Origin of the sequence: Rivularia sp. PCC 7116 (assembly GCF_000316665.1) — a bacterium.
GTDB lineage: Bacteria > Cyanobacteriota > Cyanobacteriia > Cyanobacteriales > Nostocaceae > Rivularia.
This window is the reverse complement of sequence record NC_019678.1, coordinates 1725867-1747374: the sequence shown is the minus strand read 5'-3', so window position 1 is coordinate 1747374 and position 21508 is coordinate 1725867. Positions and strand designations below refer to the sequence as shown.

Below are 21508 nucleotides of genomic sequence, written 5' to 3'. Positions count from 1 at the left end.
GCATCTGACTATGTGTATTTTGCATCACTTAAATAATACGTATTGCAAAAAAAATAAACTATTTATACCAGATTTCAAGATACATCTATAGGAAGATGACAAAATTATTTATAGCTATGCATTTCAAATAATTACAAAAAAATTTGATTAAGAAAAAAATGATTAATAATTAAGGAAAAACTGATAAAAATAGCTTAAATAAATTTAAAATGCAGCTGTACGGCTTAAAGATACTGCCGATTTTAATGACTCGGAGTTTTAATCATGTGGTGTGAGTTTAGCAATAAGAATATCAGTGTAGTGGCTACCTGCATAATTGTCAGTGGTGTAGCCGTTTCAAATACAGTTTTTGCCGCTCGTCAGCGTAATTATACTCCACGAGAATTTCGTTCCGTTTTGTACGGATTGGGATACAACGTGAGAGTTTCGGAAGCGCCTTTGACAGATGCTCAAACAAAAAAAGCAATCAGCGAATTTCAGCGAGGATACAAATTAGGAGTTGATGGTATCGCAGGACCAAAAACTCAGAATCATGCAGCCGAAATTGTTAAAATTCTCAAGTACAACTTAAATTTGGTCGCTAATCCTGACCCTAAGTTAACTCTCAATCAATTTTACGGGCCAAGAACGCAAGAAGTAGTTAAGAAGTATCAGGAGCAGTTAGAACTCGAACAAAGTGGAATCGCCGATTTAGCTTTACGACAAAGACTAAATGAGCAAGCAACAGATAACCAAGGGCAACCAGCACCAGAAGCAACACCAACGCCAACCCCGACATCGGAACCGACACCAGAACCGACACCATCACCAACAGCAACTCCAGAAGTTACCCCAACTCCTGTGATACCGGAAGTAACACCAACGCCAACCCCGACACCAGAACCGACACCAGAAGTAACGCCAATACCAACACCAACCGATACACCAAACCCGACACCATCACCAACAGCAACCCCGGAAGTTACTCCAACTCCTGTTATACCCTCGCCAACTCCTACCCCATCGCCTGATGACGAAGAGGAAGCGACACCGAAAAAGTAGCGGGAGAATGGTAGCCCCGTATTTTTAAATCGGGGCGGAAATTCGACACGGGCGAATTTATTCGCCATTAGTTTAGTAATGATGTGGGTCGTTAATATAGTCTTGAATGACGGCACTACTTACCTTGCCGGTAGTGTCATAAAAGTACGCATGAGTCCACAAAGCGGGGATTTTTAACAAGTGCGGAAACTCCTTGCGTAAAATTCTGCTCGACCTGCCTTTTAATGCCTTTACGATTTGGTTAATTGCTGTACTTGGGTCGTGTTCTACCAACATATGTACGTGGTCTGGTGCAATCTCTAGCGCCTTAATGAACCACCCCTTCTCAGCAGTAACTTCAGTCAGAATCTGGTAGAGTCGCTGCTTAACCTCTCCCACTAATACCGGCTTTCGCCGCTTCGGTATCCAGACCAAATGAACCGTTGCACTCCCAACTGAGTGATTATTATGACGGTACTCCCTACTGGCTAATTGCTTAGTTACAGGTTTCATAAAGAATTGTATATAGCCACTACCTGTTGACAAAAATAGTATAGCAAGATACTATTTTTATAGGTTGAGAGAAAAAGCGTTACTAGGTATGACGAAAGCAAAAACGTCCTCGTTCATCACAGAAGTTCCCTTGGTAGTTGACAGCTTCTTAGAACGTAAGCTTGAAGCGCGTTTTCAAGCAGCACGTCAACTCTACAATGCTTGTCTTAACGAAGCATTAAGAAGACTTGAGCGAGTAAGGAAGTCTACGCCATACCTAAGAGCAAGAGAACTCAGTAAAACTAAGAAAAAGGAGCGACGGGAGCTATTTAAGCAGGCAAGAGATGGCGCTCAATTTAATGAGTATAGTCTCCATCGCTTTGCAACTGTTACCGCCAAACAAAGTAAGTGGATAGCCAAGAACGTTGATTCCAACACGCAACAAAGACTTGCTACTAGAGCATTTCAAGCTGCTCATAAGATACTCTTGGGTCTAAGTAGTAAGGTGCGATTTAAAGTCCCCTCTCGCTTTCGCTCAGTTGAAGGAAAGTCAAACAAACAAGGACTTTGCTGGAAGGAAGAACAAGTACAATGGTGTGGACTTACTTTAGAGCCAATCATTGATTGGAGCAATCGAGTTGTAACTCATGGACTCCGCTCCAAGATAAAATACTGCCGTCTTCTCTGGCGCAACTTAAACGGTAAAAAGCGCTGGTTTGTACAGCTTGTAAACGAAGGTTTACCATATCAAAAGCCACAAAACTACGTAACTAAAGGCGTAGTAGGACTTGACGTTAACATTTCCAATGTAGCCTTTGTGGCTGACGAACAAGCAGGACTCCTACCTTTTGCTGATAAGGTTCCTACCTATGAGCGCGAGATTAAAGTCTTACAGCGTAAAATGCAGCGCTCAATGAGGAGCAACAATCCTGATAATTTTGAGCCTGACTTTGATAAGAAAGTTGGAAACCGAGTCGTCACAAAGAAGGGTAAGGTTCTAAAAGGTAGAAGACCGTGGAAAAGGACAAAGAATTATCGCACACTTGCTCTCCACAAAGCAGAGCTTGAACGACGCAAGGCAAGTTATGCTAAGTGCCAGAACCGTAGGCTTGTAAATGAAATCTTACGGCATGGCAACGAAATCAAAACTGAAAAAGTTAGTATCAAGGGATGGCAGAAGCGTTATGGAAAAGCGATAGCTGCTAAGTCTCCTGGCTTTTTTCAATCAGAAATCAAACGCAAAGCCGAAAATGCTGGCGGTTGTTTTCTCCAGTTTTCTACTCAGACAACAGCACTCTCACAAACCCACCTTGATGGCACTCGCATAAAAAAAATCTCTCTCAGAGCGAGTTCATCGAGATGTTACCGGGGTTACAATGCATCGTGACTTGTTCTCCGCATTTCTGAGTAGATACGTGTATGGCGATCAGCTTTCATTGCAAGATGCTCTACGCGAGTATCCAAGGGCGGAGCCGCTCTTAGTGGACGCATGGAAGCGAAGTCTGGTGGGGGAAGTTTCCCCCACCGAGCTTCGGCAATATCAACAAACTGCAAGGCAAGTAGGCGCGTCCGAACGCAAGAACTACCATAGTTCCTCTGAGCAGTTGTCCACCCAAGTGCTAACCTCTAACCAGATAACCACAAAAGCGGTGAAAAGTTAGATGGCTATGCCTGAATCCGCGTCAATTTATTGCGCGGAGTGGCTCAACAGTACCTACACCCACCGAATCACCATAGAAGTATTGGCAATGGGACATAGGTCATCGTAAATAGTTGCAAATGAGTAGCAAGTCGCAAGTAAATTACCAACTCGTGACTCGCGACTCTCCCTACTACGCAGCTATCTTCTTAACCGTTTGGCTCTTCCATCGGTCTACCTTTGGGAACCGGAAGCAGGGGACGACGGTCATCATAAGGCATTGGGATGTACTGCACCGAAGGTCTTCCACCTTGTGGTTGCGGGTACAACTCCATCAGGTCGTAGACAGTTCGGGGCAGTCCAACAGTAATGGGCAGCCCCATTTCCGTTGCTTCTTCTACTGTTACTGGGTAATCGTGGGTTACTTGTCCGCTTGTCAAAGCCTTAACAATGTTTTCAATATTTTCCGGTTTCACTTTTTGTTTGGGAATGCAATCTTGAAGTAAAGTCCTGACGAAGCGCTGTACTTGGTTGATGGCTTTGCGCGATAAATCAGCCATAATCAAGGTTTGGTCGTCAACTTCACCGATAGGTTTATCTTCAACAACTTTAATGATACTTGCAGCTGGATAATTACCAAGTTGGGGATCTACTGGCCCTAGAACCGCGTTTTCGTCCATAACAATCTCATCGGCTGCAAGAGCCAGCATTGTACCTCCACTCATCGCATAATGGGGTACAAAAACGGTAACCTTGGCTTGATGGCGAATTAAAGCTCTAGCTATTTGCTCGGTTGCTAAAACCAAACCACCAGGAGTATGCAAAATTAAATCAATTGGAACATCTGGTGGAGTCAAACGAATTGCCCGAAGAATTTTTTCCGAATCTTCGATAGTAATGTAGCGTGAAATTGGCACTCCTAAGAAACTGATAGACTCTTGGCGATGAATGAGTAGAATTACCCGACTTTTACGTTTTTGCTGAAACTGATCGATACTATTGAAGCGACGATACTCCATTTTACGCTTTTGCCAAATCGGTTGTATGGAAGAAAGCAGTAGAAAAATCCAAAATATATCGAAAATACCAAAATTCATAAAGCAAAGTGTGAGATTTAACTGTTTACGTGATTTATTCTCACAATTTTTGCCAAATCGGATGTCTATCTAGAGACAGTGATCGGCGGATAGTTATCAGTTATTGGCTACCAGCTACAATTAACAAGCCAACAGTCTAGAAATCCTAATTTTTGACTAATAACTACCAATTTTTTGGTTATTCTCAAACTAATGCTGCTGCCAAATCTTAATAGTATAGTCATCACTACCGCTAACTAAAGTCTGTCCGTTGTGACTTATGTCAACTGAGCGAACGTAATTAGAGTGACCTTTTAAAGTACAAATTTCTTTACCCGTACTCAGAAGCCAAATTTTGATTGTTTTATCCCAACTACCGCTAACAATAAATTGTCTATCTGGACTTAATGCCACCGTCCAAACCGCATTAGAGTGACCTTTCAAAGTACGAATTTCTTCACCCGTACTCGCTTGCCACACCTTAATAGTATTATCAGAACTGCCACTGACTAACATTGTCCCATCTTGACTGTAGGCGATGGAGTTAACGAATAAAGAATGACCATACAAAGTGTGAATTTCTCTACCCGTAGCTTGCCATATTTTGATCGTGCAATCAGCACTAGCACTAGCTAAAAACTGTCCGTCTGGACTCCATGCAACCGCGTTAATTGAAGCGGAATGTCCTGTCAAATTGCCAACTTCTCGCCCGGTTATTATGTGCCAGAGTTTGATTGTACAATCAAGGCTACCGCTTGCTAGAAGTTGATTGTCTGGGCTAAAAGCAAGGGTATTTACAGAGCTATTGTGACCTTTTAAAGTCCGAATTTGTCTACCCGTACTTACAGACCATAATTTGATTGTCTCATCCCAACTACCACTAACAATAACTTCTCCATCGCCACTAAATGCAAGGCTATCAACTATGCCTGAATGTGAAGAAAACCAACCTCCTAGCTGACGCAACTGTTTTCCGCTTTCCAAATCCCATAATTTGATAGTTTTATCGCTGCCACTAGCAAAAATTTTACCGTCGGGACTGATAGTAACTGCATGAACCATGCTGGTATCTGCTTCAAGGGTATTTACGCATTTCCATCGGTAGAGAAGTAAGGATGGACGGGGAGAGGTAACAATTTGCGTTGGAGGTACTGTTGCTAATATTTTATTTTCATGGGTTGGTTTTTCGAGTAACTGCAACCACTCCTGTACTGATTGCGGACGATATTTAGAATTTAGCGCCATTCCGCGCATTATTGCTTGATTTGTTCTATCGCTGATATGGGGATTTAAATCTTGTGGTGGTTTTAGTAAAGTGTTTTTACCTCTATCTTCCGCAGCTGGAGGAATAATTCCCGTAATAATGGTATACAAAGTAGCTGCCAAAGCGTAAACATCAATAAACTCTCCCCGTAGTGCTGAAATTTGGTATTGTTCTGGTGGTGCAAAACCGGGAGTGCGATAAACTGTATGTTTTTGCACTTCGTTGGGAATAAATTCCCTAGCTATACCAAAGTCAATTAATACCGCTTCCGATTTTCCTTGGCGAATAATAATGTTACCAGGCTTGATATCTCGATGCAGCAAACCTCGACGATGAATTACTTCCAAAGCATCGCCAATTTGGTGAATGTATAGTAGCGCTTCTGCTTCAGATAATACCCCCATTCGCCGTAAATATTTGCCTAAATCTGTGCCTTCTATGTATTCCATCGCCATACAAGGCAAATTTTCTTGATCGAAAATTGTTTTGATTTCAACTATATGAGGGTGGCGACATACAGCTAATCTTACGGCTTCATCGCGAAAGTCTTGTAATATTTTATTCTCATATGGTTTCCAAGCAGGATGTTCAAGAATATCTTCTCGAAGAGTTTTGATAACTCGCAATTCGCCACTTTGTTTTTTAGCAAGATAGGTTATACCCATTCCGCCTTCACCGAGAATATTTTCAATTATGTAGCGATCGCCAAATAACTTTTTTCCCCGCTGCCAAACCATTAGTAAAAACTAGTAGTTACTGGTATTTATTTTTGCATAATTTTTATATTTGGATCTGAATATTTAATCAAGAGCGGGTAAATCAATCAAACATCAATCAAATATCAATCAAACTTTATACCTTTGTCATCCTAATATGTCAGCATTTATGCAAAGCAAAATAGTGATAGCAAGAAAATGCAGGGAAGCAATAAAGAGCGTTTTGTAAGATTACTATCTCCGTTTAAGAGATACTGCGCTAAGCTGTCGCTGATAATGACACAATGAAGTTATCTTTGCGTAAATTCTAGATTTGTATAAATATAAAGACGAAACAAGAAAAAATTAACCTTTCTTGATTTATTATCCTTAATAAACCCGATATAGTTAGATACATCCGATAAATCTTACTTAAATATAAAAAAATACCCTACTACTTAGTGACATATTAGAATTTGATAAATAATTAACTCTTAGTATCAAAAAATTATTTTGATAAAGCTTATAGTTGCTGGCTAGGAGAAAATCTAAGGTAATTAAAAATACATTCAAGCACGATTAAGAATATTTAAATGTAGCTCTGTAGCAATTCATATTATCTACAGTCTACATACTTGTATCGGAATTAAATATTTTTACAAAAGTATAAAAAGCTTAAGATTATGTTGAAAAAATTACAACTCAAACAAAAATTTACAGTTTTACTGCTGATAGTCTTGATTCTTGGTGTTAGCGTAAGCGGATTAGCTCTATCTTTTGTGCTTAGACAAAATGCTAAACGGCAGGTTACGAATACGGCTTTAATTTTGATGGAAACGATGAATTCGGTTCGTAATTACACGAGTACTCAAATCAATCCAGAGTTGCAAGAGAAATTAGCAATAAGTTTTTTACCTCAAAGCGTACCTGCTTATTCAGCTAGAGAGGTATTTGAAAATCTTCGGCAAAAAGGAGACTATAAAGACTTTTTTTATAAAGAAGCAACACTTAATCCAACTAATCTTCGAGATAAAGCTGATGATTTTGAAACCAAGATTATAGAACGTTTCCAGAATCAGAAAAAAACAGAAATGAGCGGTTTTCGTTCGCTTCTGAGTGGAGATATTTTCTATATTGCTCGTCCTTTAAAAGTAACGCAAAAGAGTTGTTTGCAGTGTCATAGTACAGTTGATGTCGCGCCTCCAAGCATGATTGAGCGTTACGGTACTGCTCATGGATTTGGGTGGAAACTCAATGAAATAATCGGCGCTCAAGTGATTTCAGTACCAGCTGATAGAGTTATTCAAAAAGCGAATAAATCATTTGTAGTAATTATTGGTATTGTATCTCTTGTTTTTGTAGCAGTTATTGTCTTAGTCAATATATTCTTGAATAGACAAGTTATACTTCCGCTCAAACGTATTACCCGCGTGGCAGAAGAAGTTAGCACCGGACATATAGACGTTGATTTTGACCAAGTATCTAATGACGAAATTGGTAATCTTGCCAGAGCATTCAAAAGGATGAAATTAAGTTTAGAAATGGCAATGAATAGACTTAAAAGTTATAGTAATCCTAATCAGAATAGGGAATAATCTTTTTGATGAAATTTGCTACTTAATATAAAAGTGATTAATAAAAATAAATTTAAGTAAAAATCTGCCGTGTAAATTCCATTGCCGTTTGGGAATCAGGAATTTCTCTTGCTAATAATTCTACAAATTGATGCGGCGTTGCTTGGGGATTTTTGGCTAATACATCTTCTAAGATAAAATTAGCCATTGGTCCGATGTAATAGGCTAAATGTTGCTGACAGTTTTCTAGAAAAGAAGGATTTAGTAAATTTAATTGTTTTGGACTATGGCTATTTTCCCGACTATCAATTGAGTTAACTACTGTTTCTTGGGTTTGGCTATGAGATGGCACAATTGTAGAGTTTAAAATCGAGTCAGGTACAACTAACGTGGGAAGTTCCGGCGATTGACTAAGTTGTTCGAGTTGTGTGAGAACTTCCTTAGTTGTTTGGTATCGCCCTTTAGGCGTATCTGCCAACATTCTATCTAGTATCTGGGCGAAAGTATCGCTGATATTAGTATGTATATGCCAGTTCCAATTTAATGAATATCTATCCATTAAGTGTGACGGATTTCTGCCAGTAAGCAACACTACCGCCGTTACGCCTAACGCATAAATATCACTCGAAGGAGAACACAAACCCAAACTAATTTGTTCTCTAGGAGCATATCCCACTTTTCCGACAAGGGACATATTACCAGCAAATCCTGCTTGATTTATTTGAGTAGCTTCGTTTAACTGAGCTATTTGTTTTCCGACACCAAAATCAATCAGCACGGGTAAATTTCCGCCTTCAGGTAACATGATATTATCTGGAGAAATATCTCTGTGAATGACTTGATGTTGATGGACGTATTCTAAAACTGGTAATAGCTTTTTTAGCCAAAATATTACTTCGCTTTCTGAAAAAGTTTGTCCTTGTTCTCGACGTTCTTGTAATAGCATCGAATAAGTTTTACCGTTAACATATTCTTGTACTAAGAACAGCCGACCTTCTCCTTCAAAACAAGCTAAAAAGCATGGTATTTGGGGATGTTCTAATTGATGAAGAATTTTTGCTTCTCTTTTGAACAAATCGCGACATTTTTCGATGCCATCGCTACCAGTACCGAAGGGAGCAAATTCTTTGACGACGCAGGGTTCGTTGAAGCGGCGCGTATCATAAGCTAAGTAAGTCCGCCCAAGCCCACCTTGTCCAAGCATCCCTTGAATGATATATCGACTATCGATTAGAGTCCCAGAAGCTATTTCTGGTTTGCTAAGGGGCGGCACGGACATTTATTTTTCACTCCTAAAAATTATATATATATATAAGACCTCTCCGATAATCAGCTTGAAACTCCTGTGATGTCTAGAATAAAACTGAATTTACAAAGATGTCTATTAAACTCTTAGGTTTAAAAGCTGGTTTTATGCAGGTATGTTTCTGATAATACAAGTTTTTTATCATTAGACTTAGGGACTTGCAGGTAATAAATTGTCCCACCGTCGGTGTCGCTCGGTAGAGCGACACCGCCACACGTCTAGGTTTTTTCCGGAAATTTTGTAAAACGGTGGGACAATTTATTTTTTGGATCTTCCTTAGGTAACAAAACTGCTGGTGTTTCCTTAGTTCGCGCCTCTAAAGGTTTAACTTTTTTAATTAGCTGAATAAACTGCTTGTATTCAGGAATTTTGACGCTAGGAATATAACCAGCATCTGATGTAATATTTGCTGGGGCTTTACTCATAATTGCGCGGACTTCTCGTTCCCGATTTCGTTCAATATTTGGTGATAGCAATACGACTCCGGGGGGAATCCACCGACTGATATGTATGATTCTAAACTTTGTTTCCGTAATTTGCCGACGATAAATTTCAAAGTTTTTTTCAGACAAAGCACCAGCATCAATGCTACCTTCATTCAGCCATTGAAGTACTGTTTTAGGAGTGGGAGCAAAACGGATATTTCTAAGGGTTAAACCGTAGAGATCGTATAAAGGAACATAGTAGCCAGCAGCAGAACCTATTTGACCCAAAGCTATAGTTTTATTTGCCAAATCCGGTATTTTCTTAATAGGGCTATCATCTCTGACTACTATTAACGAACGCTGTCTGCTGCTTACTTCACCCATTGAAAATAGAGGTTTGTAAAGTTGCTTATCGATGGCGATCGCCGCTAAACCTGGTGGTGCAAACACGATATCCCATTGCTTGCGATGAATTTGGTCGATAGCTTGTAATTCGTTGTAAGCAGGTTCTAGTTCTACTATCGACTTTGTTTGTGCCTGAATATAGTTTTTAAAGCCCTCGTATTTATAGAGTGAAATATCTTCTTCCCCATAGCTAACTAAGCCTAGAGTCACTTTTTTTGGTACTCTTTTTGAAGAATTACATCCTATCCCTAAGAGTGCGATTAATATCAAAAACCCGAATCGCACAAACCCACGTATAAACATAATACTTTTTTATAAATGAACTTAAATGGCTGCGTATTTAAATTTAATTATCAAAATTTACAAATCTTTTTCAAACTTAACTTTCGCTCAAATCTATATTGCCAAATGTAAGATACCTATTGACTAAGATAGGCGATATCTGCTTTTTTAAGTAAATACGTACAAATAATTTCAAATTTAGTTCAAAACCAAACAAGTAGGTTTTCGAGGTTGCACGGAAAACTTTCTTATTTAGATCTTGTTGTAGCTGTTTTTGACTAACAAAAAGAATGCATCTAATGCATCTATTGATATCGGTTCGATTAAATAATTTATATTCAACCTAAAACTATATATAATGACTCATAGCTTTGACAAACCAACGCTTGCAAGTCCTCAACCTTATTTAGAATTAAACAATCAAGGGCAAATTTTACGGCTGTATCTAAGGGAAGAAGAACATCGCTTGGGACGGGGGCTTGAGTGGGCTGATTTAGACGTTCCTGTTGGTTGGGAAGTTTTTTCTAGAAAACAAGCTATTTTAAAAAAAGAAGGTAATGTTTATCGGCTTTTTGATGGTGAAGGTACAAAACCTAGCCGTAACGGAATTTTTATCAATGGAAATCGCATTGATGCTTCAGGCTACTTATTAAAAGATGGATTGCAGTTTGAAATCGGACAATCGGTTCACAACCATATTCAGTTAACCTACTATCATCCAAGAGATGTTCCGGTTGCTATTCCCAGCAATCGGCGTTTGGTTTTTAAAGGTTTGAAGCAATCTCCCATACAGCTAGGACGTGCAACGAAACTAGATGATTATGCTTCGATGCAGTTGGATGCACCAACCGTATCTCGCATACACACAACGCTTTTACCTGATGGTCAAGGCGGTTATTTTATCCAAGATTCCAGTAGCAACGGTACTTTTGTCAATGGCGAAAGAATTTCTAAACGGGTTAAATTAACCGACGGCAGCAAAATACAAATCGGTCCATTTTCGTTACTTTATACAAAAGAATACCTAGAATTATTAAATAATGGTAGTCAAGTTCGCCTCGACGTGGATCGGCTACAACGGATTGTTAAAGTCAAAGGCGGAACTCAAAAGGCAATCCTTGACGATGTTTCCTTAGCTATTGAAACCGGACAGTTAGTAGCTTTGGTTGGTGGAAGCGGCGCTGGTAAATCCACTTTGATGAAATCATTATTGGGAATTGCACCAGTAACATCGGGTTCGGTATATCTCAATGGAGATAACTTGCGGCGAAATTGGGCTGTTTATCGTTCTCAGATTGGTTACGTACCCCAAGATGACATCGTACATCCAGATTTGAGAGTAGAGGAAGTTTTAGCATACGCATGTAAATTGCGACTTCCTCCCGATACTGAGGTGAAAGCAGTCGTAGAAAGAACTCTCGACCAAATTAAATTGACTCACGTTAGAACCAACTTTATTCGCAACCTTAGCGGAGGGCAGCGCAAACGGGTGAGCATTGGTGTAGAGCTATTAGCCGATCCTAAGTTATTTTTTCTTGATGAACCGACTTCTGGACTCGATCCCGGTTTAGATAAAGAGATGATGCGGTTGCTGCGGGAATTGGCAGACCAGGGGAGGACGGTGATATTAGTTACTCATGCCACGGCAAATATTGAAGTTTGCGACAGAATTACTTTTATGGGTAGAGGTGGCAAATTATGTTATTACGGACCTCCGGGGGAAGCGTTAAAATACTTTGAAATGCCGTCGAATGAGTTAAAGTACTTTTCCGATATTTATATTAAATTAGACCAAGGTGGAAGTCCTAAAGAAGTAGTTGAAACAGTAGATTATTGGTCGAAAAGATACAAGCATTCTGCTTATTTTCAGAAATACGTTGGCAATTTACTCAAGCCAGGTACAGATACCAAAAAGAAAAGCAACGATAAAATTCATACTGGTATATCCCCATTTAAACAGTTGATATTACTGAGCCAGCGATACTTCCAATTAGTAGTTAGAGATAGCGCTAGTTGGATATTTGCTTTGATATCCGGGCCAATTGCGATCGCGTTAACGGCTTGGATATTAAGAAACGAAACTCCTCTACGTAAGTTAGAACCTTTAGAAATCACTCAAGGACCTTTAGCACTCAAAGTATTATTTATCTTTGCCTGTATTGGTATCTGGGTAGGGCTTTCGAGTTCGGTAAGAGAAATTGTCAAAGAATCTGCTATTTATGCCAGGGAAAGGCTGATTAATTTGGGTTTGCTGCCTTATTTAACTTCTAAAGTTTTGATTCGTGGTGGTTTAACTTTTTTACAAACTTTATTGATAGTTATAACTGTTGTAATTGGTTTTAAATCGCCAGAATCTAATCTTATACCTTGGGGGGTGGGCTTAGGAATCACAACTTTTTTAACTTTGCTAGCAAGCGTTAGTTTGAGTTTAATGATTTCCGCAGCAGTCAAAAACGAAAACGAAGCTAATAGCATACTGCCTTTAATTATGATTCCTCAGATAATTCTTTCAGGGGTTTTATTTGAATTAAAAAGATTATCGGGAAAACTCGGCTGGTTGACTATTAGTCGTTGGTCTATGGGTGCTTATGGTGCTTTAGTTAACGTTAACGAGATGGTACCGGCAGCCACTCCAGGGGCACCTTCATTAGAAGATATTTTTGCCGCTTCTTCAGTTTATGACGCGACTTTCAACAATTTAATGTTGAATTGGGGAATTCTCGGTTTACACACAGTAGTTTATTTGATTGTGGCGTTAATATTACTCAAGCGTAAAGATATTGTTTGATTTTTCATCGGTAATCGGTAATTGGTAATTGGGCATTGGGTATTGGGAATAATTGAGGAGTATGAAAAACTATTCCCTTGTCTTCCCATCTCCACATCTCTATATAACTGGATAGAAAAGGTAAGCCTACCTTAAACTAGTGTATGAGAGTGTAATTATTGACTCTTATGCCAAGTCATGATATTTGAGTATTCTTTTTTTTGGAGTAGATAAAATGCCTGGGTTCATTGCTGGTTTACTAATTGTTGCTTACGTAGGCGGTGTTTGGAAATTTTGGACTGGATTTAGAAGAACTAATTTCAGCAACAGCTTAACAAATCGCCTTGCTTTATCTTTGTTATGGCCAGCTTGCTTTATTGGTAGTAAATCTTATCGTAGAAATTTTACAAAAGCACTCAAAGGCTAACGTTTATTTTAATGTTTCCACAAAATATATGAGAAACAAATACAGTTGTCAGAGAAAATAGAATCTCTGGCAATTTTTTATTACATAGCTAGTAGCATTCGTATCGTACAGCCCAATGCCCAATGTCCAATTACCAATTACCAATTACCAATTACCAATTCTCAATTACCAAATTCTACTTCTTCCGTCTTCTCTTAAGAACTTGTTCGCGTACTTGCTGATTTAATAAATAACCAAAACCAGCTTTTTCTAAACGATGGACAAAACTATCATAATTATTTCCGAGTGCTTCGGCAGTAGCATTAATATTCCAATTGTGTTCGGCTAATTTACTTAGTAAGTAAACTCGCTTTGTTTGCGCGGTAGATAAACGAAAAGATTTTAAATATTCTAATTCTCCGTTTTCTCTAGTAATAACTTCTCCAATATGATTTTCACCTTTAAGCTCTATATTGGTAATAAACCGCTGCAATCTAAATGGCCCAGCATTATAAACTATTTTAGATTGACATGGACTATCTAAAATTCCACTCGCCATAAAACCTTGAAAAGAAGCCCAATCCATTCGCATTTTATTAATAGCCGCTCTTAAACTTTTTAAACTATTAATTTCTGATTCATTAATAGATACATCCATAGGAAAAGTTGTATCGTGAAGCAAACCATATTGATAAATTAATTCACCATAAAAGTCTTCTAATAAACTCCTATGCAGTAAACGATAATCTTCTGGGGTAGGAACCACAAAAGCTGATGCTAAAGCTTCTGCTACAAATATTAATACCCCCACCTGTTTGGGGTGAATTTCAAATACCCGCAATGCATCTTCCAATTTCGCAATCTCGCGTCCTTGTACGGCAGTTTCGTAACGACAACCTAAACCATTTGCAAGAGCATATTTAGAGTATTCGCTCCAAGCAATATTCGGACCAGAAAAAAACATGGAAAGAAAACCTTCCATTGCTAAATGTAGGGGTAAAAATCTTAATTGATTCTGGGATTCTTTTTTTCTCATGCGATGCATTAAACGCACGCTCGTACAACCACAATCTAAGTTTTTACCATCAGATTTTGTTTGTTGTTTTATTTTTTGAATTTGTCCTCCCAAAGCTGCCACCGGACTACCGTCATCAGTCCAAGACATCACTAACCCATGAGGAATATAAGCATAATAATTAAGGTTTTTATCTACAGATACGACAGTTAAATCGTCATTATAAGAACGTTTCATCAAACGTAAATCGTCGCGTACATTCCGTCTTAATAATGGTAAAATTCTTACCGCACCACGTACTTGAGAAGGAGCAATATCTAATCCTTTAAGAGATATATTAGTTAGTATATTTTTCTTTTGTGCCATTTTAAATCAATTATCAATTATCAATTATCAGCTACTCAACCATCATTAAATAAGTAGTTAAACATAATTAATTACACAATGTCATTGCGAATGGAACGAAGTGAAATGAAGCATTCAGCGTTCACCTTTATGTGCGACTCATCGCAAGGGCTGGGATTGCTTCGCTTCGCTCGCAATGACAGTAAATATTTTTGTTTACTTACTTATTTATTGATAATTGACGATTAACTCTATGAGCTAAATAATCTTCTAAATCAAACAAAGAAGCCGAACCGTTGGCAAATTGAGCAAAGCCAAGCATAGTTGGTAAATCTTCAGCGTCTCGTAACCCTACGGTAGGAATATCGGCACATAAAGAACGTACAGAAAAATCATCCGAGTTGAAAACTGGATTGCAGTGAACTATAGATGTACGATTTTTTGAGTCTAAACGTTGCCGAAAAACACGCAATACTTGAGCCGCACCGCATGGTGGATCGTTTTCGCAGCCATCGGAAACAATTACGACTAAATCTGCACCCCACTCTAATGCGTCTAATACAGGTGTTGCTAAATCGGATTGTCCTTTTGGACGTACTTGCAATACATCTAAAGGTGGTAGAGTCCAAAAGTCTTGATATTCTTTAGATGCAGTTTTCAATAAATAGTGAGTAGCTAAAGCCACACCCAAAGGACGACGACGCTTTTCGGAAGAACCATAGCTCGAATAGCTACAATCCAAGACTGCCGCTACTTTTCCCAATTTCATCGGTGCTTTGCTTAATGTTTTGCGAGCGGATTTTTCTAGAGCTAAATCGAAAATATCTCGCTTCTGTTTTCGAGTTTCCACGGGTAAGGAAAGTATATATAATGCTAGCTTGGTTAAAGAAAGACGACCTAAATCGACGTCAATATTGATTTTTGCGCCTTCACCAGCATTTTGGAAACGCAGTTTTTCGTTTAAAGTCATCCTTTCTTGGATGCGCGATAGGAAGACTTCGCGTTTAATTTTGTGTTTTACTGCTAAACCTTCGGCAACAGTAAAAGGTAATTTGTAAACTGCTTCTTGACTAAAATGAGCTTGACGGAAGTTTTCAAATAATTCTGTTTCATATAGTTTTTGCTTCCAATTACGAAAGAGAAAATCACCTAATTCACCTTGAAGTTGGAGATGCGCGTGAGTCACAATGGCTCTTAACTTAGAACGATACTTAACTGCATCAAAATCAAGATTGCGGCGATATTTTAAGTAATCGCGAGCAATTGCACGACTGCGACGGTTGTTTATTTTCCGCTGTCTTAACTGCTGTAATATTCCCCAAGCACGCTGGGGGGGTAGTTGTTGGAGTGCCCAGGCAATCAATGCACCTTCTTCTTTTCGATGTTGGTGGGATGTATTTTTTCCTGTAGCTAATAAATTTAAGATTATTTGTGCTTGATTAAAATGATTAATGCCTGCTGCTAAAGTACGGGCGTACAGCAATCGGTAATTACCTAAAATATATTGATGCAAAAAGTCAATTGAAACTTTCTGCCCGTAAGCATCATCATAGAATTCTCGCTGTCCCGTACAGGACAAACAAGCATTAATAAACATGACTAAATCTTCCCGTGCTACTTCTTGGGCACGGTTATTTAAAGTAGCATTCATCACAAATAAACCAGAGGAGACAGAAAATATCAATCTGAAATTTAAAATTGAAGAGGGGATGCTGTTCGGGGAAAGGCGGCACGACTGACTATTACCAGTTTCAAGATGGGATTCGGAAGTCGTACCATAGTCCCGCGAACAGCAAGACTGTAAATAATTTTTAATGATTAATTATAAAATTAGACTATAAAGTTAGTTAAACCGGGCAAAATTTAGGTTCAAACATATTCTGCAATAAATATTCAGTGTCATCCTTGAGTTTGGTTACGAATACACCTGTTTCACTTTCTAATTCTGATGTTAACCAGATACCTTTCAACACAACTTCAAGTGATTTGGCATCGCAGCGGCAGAATTCCACTACATTTGCGTCTTGTATATTTTCTACCTGGGCTATGGTAGATGAGTTTGCCGGTAATAGAAAAGAAGCCGTACTAGATTCAATATGAATCCCCGTAGCGCTACGCACAGCGATCGCAACTCTTGTGTTTATCCAATCTTCTAAACATCCATCCAAGCAATCTAAGCTTAAGTTATTGTCGCCATAAATAATTTTTAACATAGTTACTTTTTTACATGAAAAGTGAAAATAATTAAAAAAACAGAAAGTAATTAAATACTAATTTGTTTCTCTGTTAAATAAACTATATTCGCAGACAATTCCCTCAAGCTAATAAGATTAAAAATATTCGGAAAACCCCTTTATTTAAAGGGTTTCATCGCTAGGGGTAACTATTGAACCTAGGGGAATCCCCTAAGTTTTATGAAAAAAGTGCTTTTCAATGATGTATTATTAGAATTCTGGAAAACGGTTCGCAAAAATATTAAGTTTCAATTCATCATATGGGTCAAACAGTAAATATATAACTTTAGAAGGATAGATTGATTTTGCTATTTTCAGGAAAATAATATTAAATACTTGCTTAGAGTGGATACTTGTGAAGGCAGGTATAACTTTTTTAGAGCAGTACTAAAGATTTATCTGGCTGAATATTTATGGTAAAAGTATCAACTGCTTAATAGGGTGATATTTCGGATTTTCTTTTTACACTCTCCAAGTTAGACTCGGATAGATATTGATACTTGTATTGAGCCAGCAAGACTGTTGGCTAGAAATACTTTTTGATTTTGACTCTTGCTCAAATATGGGTGAAAAGGGCTTCCATATTGCTTTTCTTATATAGAAAAGTAGCGGGATAAATCGTTTTATTTATTAGTTCCCATTTATAGCCATCGCTTGAAATAACTAGTAAACGCTTCGGGTAGCATCTTTGAAGCGTATTTTAACCTCAATTCCAAGATTATCAGGAGGAAAAATGCTTCACAACAATAATGGCGAGACTCTTTCTATTTACGAATGGTTATCTAGAGCCGGATTTCAAAACTCGGATGTCTTTAAAATGGAACCAGAATTAATTCGTCATCTTCACAAGCAATGGTTTGTATATCGTGAATTAGTACAAACTTTTATGTCAGAAACTGGCTGTTCCGATCCCAGTGAATTTGAAATTAACCACCCCTATCGTACACCTCAAGTACCTCAAAGGAATCCAAGTTATTCTCAGATTGCCTAAAACAGCAAATTTTTAGGAATTAGATTGCGTTACGACGTTATAGTTTTAAGTTTAAAGTTGACGATAAATATATTTCTAGTCGTAACGCATTATTCTTTACAGAACCCATCAAATTTTATTTTATATCAAGCATATTCTTTCAAAAACCTAGAATCTATAGTATTATCACGCTTCGTTTTGATTCGCTTGCCAAAGTTCCTGAATAAACTGATGTAGCTTTTGTTTAGCGGTTTGAGATAATTCTGGTTTTGGTTCTTTGATTAAAATCTGAGCGTACAGTTCAACTACTTGAGTATCCAAAGCTGGTTGAAACAAATTTATCGGCCAGAGCAAGTCGGAAGTAGAGCGCAAATCAGTTACCTGTTGTGCTTCCGAGTATTGTTGATCGACAAGCAGTAACGGACGTACCCAGTACAAATCACGTTCAACTACTACCTGAATAACTTCCGTATATAGCCTGCTATCTTTGTATTCCAGGAAGACTATTTGTCCGGCTTGAAAATTTGCTTTTATCTCCATATTTACGAATTAATGGGGCGAAAAGGATTACGAGCTTACTTTATCTATCTATTTTCATCTATTTTACTTGTGGAAATGCAACTAAACCGAGTCATGTAAGCCAGTACTCTCGCAATCCTGAATTCACAATGCAATAATTAATCGACCGCAATCGACCGCAGAAAACTTATCATATATTTGGGCATGATAATTAGATGCGATACAATACTATGAATAAGTGTTAAGTAAAGTATAGAAACCAGTCTGTTGTAGTAAACAAACGAGAAGAAGCATACTAATCGTGTCAGTCGAAACTATAGAGAAGCGTTCAACAACCCGGAAGCACGCGCCTCGGTACCGTGTTTTGCTCCATAATGATGACTACAACGCTATGGAGTATGTGGTGGAGATACTAATCACCACAGTGCCGAGCCTCAGCCAACCCCAGGCTGTAAGCATCATGATGGAAGCCCATACAAATGGCTTTGCTTTAGTTATTACTTGCGCTCAGGAACATGCCGAATTTTATAGCGAAACCCTCAAAACTCACGGGTTAAACAGCACTATAGAACCGGAAGACTGAGATTGTATAAAAAAGAAACTGCACATACCAAGTTGCCGTCGGTTTGACAAGCGTGGTAGAGCAACATCAGATAATATAAATCTTTTGGTGCTACCCAATCTTTACCTGTACAAACAACTTGGTATGAAAATTAATTTATTTAGTTTATCTGTGCGCCCTGCCCCTATAAGGTTGGGCTGCTTTATTTTGAGTTTATTATTGCCGTGGTTGCCTTATGCGGCAGCAGTTTATATTTTAGTCAAAGACGAAAATACCCGAACTATCTTAACTATGGGTATTTTGGCAATTGAGTTTCTATTTTTACTTCCTTGGTGGAGTAAATATATCCATCAGCAGCCCCAAGCATTTCGTCACTATGGTTTGGAGTTTACGCGGAAAAATGGTGTGGAGTTGCTGCGTGGTGTCGCAATTGGGCTGATTAGTGTTTTAGCATTATTCGTTGTACAGGGAATGCTAGGTTGGTTAGTCTGGCAGCCGCCTGGTTTTTCGATGCTGCAATTAGTTTTGGAAGGGTTGTTAACAGGTTTGGGTGTGGCTTTTGCGGAAGAATTGTTTTTCCGGGGGTTTATATATGATGAATTACAGCGAGATTATAATCCTGCGGTGGTAATACCAGCGACTGCAATTATTTTTGCCGTGTTGCACTTTATCAAACCATTGCCGGTAATCATAAGTACATCGCCGCAATTTCTCGGATTATTATTATTAGGCTTAGCCTGTGTTTGGGCTAAACGCAGTTGCAGGGGACGCTTGGGCTTACCGATTGGACTCCATGGGGGTTTAGTTTGGGGTAACTACATAATTGAGGTAGGAAAATTAATCAAGTATTCTGGAACCGTTCCCCAGTGGGTTACTGGTGTAAACAATAATCCCTTGGCTGGGGTAATGGGCTTATTGAGTTTGACTTTATTAGCTTTGTGGATGCGTCAAAAGCAGTTAACAGCGAGCAGTGAGCAGTGAGCAGCGAGCAGTGAGCAGCGAGCAGTGAGCAGTGAATAGTAATTCAAAATTTATTCACTTAAAAGCAAGCTGATATAACCCCATTTTTCGCCGACTTTCACCCATGCTTTACCAACTTTTGGATAAGCTGCATTGGTTTGAGATGACAATAAATCACCAGCGTGATCGAATTGTGGAGGAATTACAATGTCACCGCTTTTATTGATGTAGCCCCATTTATTGTCAATATTTACCTTTGCCAAGCCTTGAGAAAATTTACCAACATCTTCAAATTGCGGCTCAATAACAAGTTTACCCTTCTTGTTGATATAGCCGTATTTACCATCTATCCATACAGATGCAAGCCCGTTGGAAAAATTGCTGGCTTCAAAATAAGACGGCTCGATCTGAAATTTTCCCTTGGTATTTATATATCCCCATTTGCTATCTTTGCTTGCTAGTGCCAATCCTTCGGAAAATTTCCATGCTCGTTCAAATTGGGGTGCGATCGCTAATTTTCCGCGATGATTTATGTAACCCCACTTGTCGCCAATTTTGACTGCTGCCATGTCTTCATGAAAAGAAGCAGCATTGTTAAATTGAGGCTTAATAACTAAATTTCCACTTTTATTGATATACCCCCATTTCTCACCTATTTTTACAGGAGCTAGTACTACTTTATTTGCAACCTTACTTTGCTTGTCAACTGTAAAAGACATCGCATTATCGAATTGCGGTTTAATAACAAATTGACCAGCTTTATTGATGTAACCCCATTTGTCACCAGACTTTACAAGTGCCAATCCCTGAGTAAATTCCCGAGCCGTATCAAAGTTTAAGTTAATAGCTAACTGACCTTTTTTATTTATATATCCCCATTTACCCCTCATATTTATCCATGCGAATCCTTCGGAAAATTCTCCAGCTCCATCAAAAATCGGAGGAATAACTACTTTCCCAGCATTGTTAACATATCCTTTACGGTAGCCAATATATACCGAAGCCAATCCTTCAGAAAATTCGTTTACCGATGTAAATTTTGGCTGAATGACAAAAGTATATTGGGAATTTTTACGACTTTTTAGACGTTTGCTTATGGAGGTGTTATCGAGAGAAAAGCCTGGTGGAGTGGATATCAGCCAGGGAAGAGTTACGACGAATACAGCAGAAATAGCTGCCAATTGCTTACAAGCTACTGACAAAGCAACCTTGGGTGATAAAACCATATAATTGACAATTTTTATAGATTTTAATACTAGTACTGAACAGTTAGACGCAGGTTAATAAATTTTTATACTTTCAGATAAAATTATTCAACCTGATTTGATAACGTCTGAAGCGGTTTAAATGTTCCTTATATTAGTTACCAGTATTTATTTTGAGATTATCTTGTATAAGTAGTTAGTTTTTAGTTAGTTTTTAGTTAGTTCTTAGTTAGTTTTTGTGTAGCGATTTTTAGTTTAGTGAAATCTAGTATTGACTGTATATTGCGGTTTTAAGTTGGGTACCATACAGTTTAAACCTTGCCCTTCCGCTGAACAGTTATTTTTGA

18 protein-coding genes are annotated in these 21508 nt (G+C 38.5%); 8 read left to right on the top strand and 10 right to left on the bottom strand.

The genetic code is table 11. The features are described from left to right. Positions 1-264 precede the first annotated feature (264 nt). Complete coding sequence (locus tag RIV7116_RS06660; RefSeq protein ID WP_015117514.1) at positions 265-1041, top strand: peptidoglycan-binding protein; 777 nt, start codon at positions 265-267, stop codon at positions 1039-1041. 72 nt (positions 1042-1113) lie between these two features. Here the strand turns inward: RIV7116_RS06660 and tnpA are convergent, their stop codons facing one another. After that, positions 1114-1533, bottom strand: coding sequence for an IS200/IS605 family transposase (gene tnpA, locus RIV7116_RS06655; protein WP_015117032.1), 420 nt, complete (start codon positions 1531-1533; stop codon positions 1114-1116). A gap of 88 nt (positions 1534-1621) precedes the next feature. Here tnpA and RIV7116_RS06650 point away from each other — a divergent pair, with 88 nt between their 5' ends. Beyond that, on the top strand, positions 1622-2899 hold the full coding sequence (locus tag RIV7116_RS06650; protein ID WP_232435767.1) for a transposase: 1278 nt from the start codon (positions 1622-1624) through the stop codon (positions 2897-2899). A gap of 461 nt (positions 2900-3360) precedes the next feature. Here the strand turns inward: RIV7116_RS06650 and RIV7116_RS06645 are convergent, their stop codons facing one another. Both RIV7116_RS06645 and RIV7116_RS06640 read right to left on the bottom strand, forming a co-directional pair. After that, positions 3361-4248 carry an ATP-dependent Clp protease proteolytic subunit gene (locus RIV7116_RS06645; protein ID WP_015117513.1) on the bottom strand — a complete coding sequence of 296 codons (888 nt, stop codon included), beginning with the start codon at positions 4246-4248 and terminating at the stop codon, positions 3361-3363. Between the two features lie 189 nt (positions 4249-4437). Then, the gene (locus RIV7116_RS06640) at positions 4438-6228 is read right to left on the bottom strand and encodes a serine/threonine-protein kinase (protein WP_015117512.1); all 1791 of its coding nucleotides are present in this window, start codon (positions 6226-6228) and stop codon (positions 4438-4440) included. A 641-nt stretch (positions 6229-6869) separates the two neighbouring features. Here RIV7116_RS06640 and RIV7116_RS06635 point away from each other — a divergent pair. Continuing rightward, positions 6870-7781, top strand: a complete 912-nt coding sequence (locus tag RIV7116_RS06635; RefSeq protein WP_015117511.1) for a DUF3365 domain-containing protein — start codon at positions 6870-6872, stop codon at positions 7779-7781. A gap of 52 nt (positions 7782-7833) precedes the next feature. On the opposite strand, the gene RIV7116_RS06630 is transcribed toward RIV7116_RS06635, so the two are convergent. Both RIV7116_RS06630 and RIV7116_RS06625 read right to left on the bottom strand, forming a co-directional pair. Next, a complete protein-coding gene (locus RIV7116_RS06630) occupies positions 7834-9039 on the bottom strand; it encodes a serine/threonine-protein kinase (protein ID WP_015117510.1) in 1206 nt (401 codons plus the stop codon). Positions 9040-9284: 245 nt separating this feature from the next. Beyond that, positions 9285-10199, bottom strand: a complete 915-nt coding sequence (locus RIV7116_RS06625; protein ID WP_015117509.1) for a phosphate/phosphite/phosphonate ABC transporter substrate-binding protein — start codon at positions 10197-10199, stop codon at positions 9285-9287. Positions 10200-10536: 337 nt separating this feature from the next. On the opposite strand from RIV7116_RS06625, the gene RIV7116_RS06620 reads away from it, so the two are divergent. Both RIV7116_RS06620 and RIV7116_RS06615 read left to right on the top strand, forming a co-directional pair. After that, positions 10537-12966: an ATP-binding cassette domain-containing protein gene (locus RIV7116_RS06620; RefSeq protein WP_015117508.1), complete on the top strand. Its 2430-nt coding sequence runs from the start codon at positions 10537-10539 to the stop codon at positions 12964-12966. A 214-nt stretch (positions 12967-13180) separates the two neighbouring features. Beyond that, positions 13181-13372 carry a hypothetical protein gene (locus tag RIV7116_RS06615; RefSeq protein ID WP_015117507.1) on the top strand — a complete coding sequence of 64 codons (192 nt, stop codon included), beginning with the start codon at positions 13181-13183 and terminating at the stop codon, positions 13370-13372. 175 nt (positions 13373-13547) lie between these two features. On the opposite strand, the gene RIV7116_RS06610 is transcribed toward RIV7116_RS06615, so the two are convergent. From RIV7116_RS06610 to RIV7116_RS06600, 3 genes are all read right to left on the bottom strand, one after another. Next, complete coding sequence (locus RIV7116_RS06610) at positions 13548-14732, bottom strand: hypothetical protein (protein ID WP_015117506.1); 1185 nt, start codon at positions 14730-14732, stop codon at positions 13548-13550. A 199-nt stretch (positions 14733-14931) separates the two neighbouring features. Continuing rightward, a complete protein-coding gene (locus tag RIV7116_RS06605) occupies positions 14932-16362 on the bottom strand; it encodes a hypothetical protein (protein ID WP_015117505.1) in 1431 nt (476 codons plus the stop codon). A 196-nt stretch (positions 16363-16558) separates the two neighbouring features. Continuing rightward, entirely contained in the window at positions 16559-16924 is a 366-nt protein-coding gene (locus RIV7116_RS06600) for an alr0857 family protein (RefSeq protein ID WP_015117504.1), read from the bottom strand. A 754-nt stretch (positions 16925-17678) separates the two neighbouring features. Here RIV7116_RS06600 and RIV7116_RS06595 point away from each other — a divergent pair. After that, positions 17679-17936 carry a hypothetical protein gene (locus RIV7116_RS06595; RefSeq protein WP_015117503.1) on the top strand — a complete coding sequence of 86 codons (258 nt, stop codon included), beginning with the start codon at positions 17679-17681 and terminating at the stop codon, positions 17934-17936. Between the two features lie 165 nt (positions 17937-18101). Here the strand turns inward: RIV7116_RS06595 and RIV7116_RS06590 are convergent, their stop codons facing one another. Further along, a complete protein-coding gene (locus RIV7116_RS06590) occupies positions 18102-18455 on the bottom strand; it encodes a hypothetical protein (protein WP_015117502.1) in 354 nt (117 codons plus the stop codon). Between the two features lie 280 nt (positions 18456-18735). Here RIV7116_RS06590 and clpS point away from each other — a divergent pair, with 280 nt between their 5' ends. Together clpS and RIV7116_RS06580 are read left to right on the top strand one after the other, a co-directional pair. Further along, positions 18736-19017, top strand: a complete 282-nt coding sequence (gene clpS / locus RIV7116_RS06585) for an ATP-dependent Clp protease adapter ClpS (RefSeq protein WP_015117501.1) — start codon at positions 18736-18738, stop codon at positions 19015-19017. Positions 19018-19140: 123 nt separating this feature from the next. Further along, the gene (locus RIV7116_RS06580) at positions 19141-19977 is read left to right on the top strand and encodes a CPBP family intramembrane glutamic endopeptidase (RefSeq protein ID WP_015117500.1); all 837 of its coding nucleotides are present in this window, start codon (positions 19141-19143) and stop codon (positions 19975-19977) included. Positions 19978-20027: 50 nt separating this feature from the next. Here the strand turns inward: RIV7116_RS06580 and RIV7116_RS06575 are convergent, their stop codons facing one another. Beyond that, entirely contained in the window at positions 20028-21182 is a 1155-nt protein-coding gene (locus tag RIV7116_RS06575) for a WG repeat-containing protein (protein WP_015117499.1), read from the bottom strand. Positions 21183-21508 lie beyond the last annotated feature (326 nt).